Genomic DNA, 2,638 nt, shown 5'->3' on the forward strand with positions numbered 1-2,638 from the left:
AAAACAGGATTAACACTCTTGCGCATCATAGCCAATCCTATAGCAAGAACGATTGCAATAATCATAGACAAGAATGTAAGTATAAGAGTCCAACCAATACCAGCAAGAACGTTCTCGTTAAAAATGTACTTCCAAACGATTGCCCACTCAAATCTAGGATTTGTAGCAATTGAATACACAAGAGCACACGCTATAATCGCCACAATAATGCCAGATATAATTGGCCCAGGATTTTTTACCGGCAAAATGCGCTCGTTGTTGTTCTTTTTAGCAAACATGTTCATAATCCTACTCTAAACAACCAAAAACAATCAGACTTTTGGATTTACTTCTGGGTGCTTAATCATAACGTCTTCAACGCCCCATGCCTTCATTATTTCTTGATACGCGCCCGTTTGTATTAGCTTTTCAATACCAGCTTTTATTGCTTCCACAAGCTGAGTATCTCCTTTTTGAGCAATAATGCCCATAAGAGCTTTATCGCGGCTTTTACCCAGCGGCTCCAACTGACCGTCCGTTTGATCAATCGCAAAACTAGAAACAGGAGCGTCTGCATACATAACGTCTGCACGACCCGCCACTACTGCAGTCGTAGCATCCGTTTGTTCCCTAAAAGCAAGAACATCTAATGGAGCTTTACGACTTGCCTTGCAAACATCTCTAGCACCATACATTTGAGTTTCGCTTGTTGTGCCAACTTGTACAGACACTTTTTTACCGCATAAGTCGTTAAGATTCACATTTGTTGGATTGCCTTTTCTAACAACAAAAAGCAAACCAGCATCCGCGTACGTTACAAAGTCAACCGACTTTTCTCGCTCTTTGCTAACCGTAAATCCCGAAACACCAATGTCGAATTTGCTTCCAACAGATGGCAAAATCGCATCAAATGGCGCGTGAACAATGCGAAGCTTTAACCCCATTAATTTTGCTAACGCTTTGTTTAAGTCTATTTCGTAGCCTACAACCGTTTTTCCATCTCGAGCATAAAATCCTGCTGGTGCATATCCAACATTAGTACCCATTACAAGCTCGCCACTTTCAACAAGCTTTTTTGGCAGCATTGCAGCAATATTTTTATCTTTTTTAATACGATTAACGTCGTAGCTACGCGCTAAAAGAGGATCTGGCCCAACCGCATCGCTTGTTCCACAAGCGCTAGAAAATCCTAGTAAAGATAGCGACGTAAACGCAGCAACAAATCTTAGCCAACGAGATACACGAACGCCGTTCTTACTATGCGAGTTTGATTCGCATGAAGAACATGCATCACTCATACTAATCTCCGAATAAATTGGATGGAATATTCAAACAATGAACAACTTTACACTATGTTTGTTATTAGGCAAACATGCCAAACATTGTGCAAAATATTCTTTTCGTAAAATTGTTTGAATAATAGTGCTAATCAAAATAAAAAGGCTGCAGTAAACACCACAGCCATAAATTATTCATGATTTTACGCAAAATGCCTTAATTTTTACGTATTTATATTTATATGTTAAGCTTACAAAACGCTGTGCAGAAAATCTTTAAACCTTTCGGTTTGCGGATTATCTATAACTCCAGACGTTCCACATTCAACAACTTTTCCACCGTCCATAAACACAACCTGATCTGCAACTTCTCGAGCAAAACCAATCTCGTGCGTTACAACAATCATTGTCATGCCATCGTTTGCCAAGTCTCGCATAACATTAAGCACTTCTCCAACTAGCTCTGGATCTAGCGCAGATGTAGGCTCATCAAAAAGCATGATTTCTGGCTTCATTGCAAGCGCGCGAGCAATCGCAACTCGCTGCTGCTGCCCGCCCGAAAGCTGAGAAGGATAATGATCTACGCGGTCTGCCATTCCAACGCGCTCAAGCTCTTTAACCGCTAAATCGTGAGCTGCAATTTTATCCATGTGCAAAACGTGCACTGGCGCTTCCATAACGTTTTCAATAGCCGTCATATGTGGGAACAAGTTAAAACGCTGGAACACCATTCCAAGCTTTGCGCGCTGAGCCGCAATCTCGTTATCGTTTAATGCCTGCAAAACCTCTTTGCCCTTACGCATAACGGTTTTTACACCAATGCGCTCGCCGTAAATGGTGATTTTTCCAGATGTGATTGTTTCTAGCTGATTCACCAATCGCAGCAAAGTTGACTTTCCACTTCCCGAAGGCCCAAGTATGACTGTTACGCTTCCTGGCTTAACAGTCATATTAACGCCCTTAAGAACTTGCAAATTGCCAAAGCTCTTATGTAAATCACTTATAACCACTGCTGGAACATCATTATTAATATGATTCTGATTTTGCACGTCTTGCTCTGCAGCTGTTGTATTACTTGCCATTTTTCCTCAAATCTAATCAAAACTAATGGAATTTTATCATTGATAATGCACTTATATGTAATGCGCTTATAAACACCTATAAGCACTCCGATTAACGCAACTTACGCATTAAAACCAAGCATTGTTGCATTATTGCGACCATTTACCGCATTGCTAGCGGCTTTAATGGCCTTGTCTCCGCGCTTTGCAGCATTCGAGTTGATTTGCGTATTGTTTACAATGTCTTTTGCTTCGAATCCTTTGCCAAAATGCTTTTCCAACATAACCTGCAAAACCATCAAAACAGACGTAATCACCAAA

Annotated in this window: 2 protein-coding genes and 2 pseudogenes; all 4 read right to left on the minus strand. The window is 40.8% G+C overall.

Features of this window, described 5'->3' with window-relative positions:
* A pseudogene (locus QP420_RS06410) lies at window positions 1–278 on the minus strand (amino acid ABC transporter permease); the annotation flags it as partial.
* 33 nt (window positions 279–311) lie between these two features.
* Window positions 312–1,277: an ABC transporter substrate-binding protein gene (locus QP420_RS06415; protein WP_060786624.1), complete on the minus strand. Its 966-nt coding sequence runs from the start codon at window positions 1,275–1,277 to the stop codon at window positions 312–314.
* Window positions 1,278–1,507: 230 nt separating this feature from the next.
* Window positions 1,508–2,338 carry an amino acid ABC transporter ATP-binding protein gene (locus QP420_RS06420; protein WP_481616894.1) on the minus strand — a complete coding sequence of 277 codons (831 nt, stop codon included), beginning with the start codon at window positions 2,336–2,338 and terminating at the stop codon, window positions 1,508–1,510.
* A gap of 101 nt (window positions 2,339–2,439) precedes the next feature.
* Window positions 2,440–2,638: pseudogene (locus QP420_RS06425) on the minus strand (amino acid ABC transporter permease); the annotation flags it as partial.

It is taken from the genome of Bifidobacterium sp. UMB1197 (assembly GCF_030217745.1).
In the GTDB taxonomy this organism is placed as follows: Bacteria; Actinomycetota; Actinomycetes; order Actinomycetales; family Bifidobacteriaceae; genus Bifidobacterium; species Bifidobacterium vaginale_B.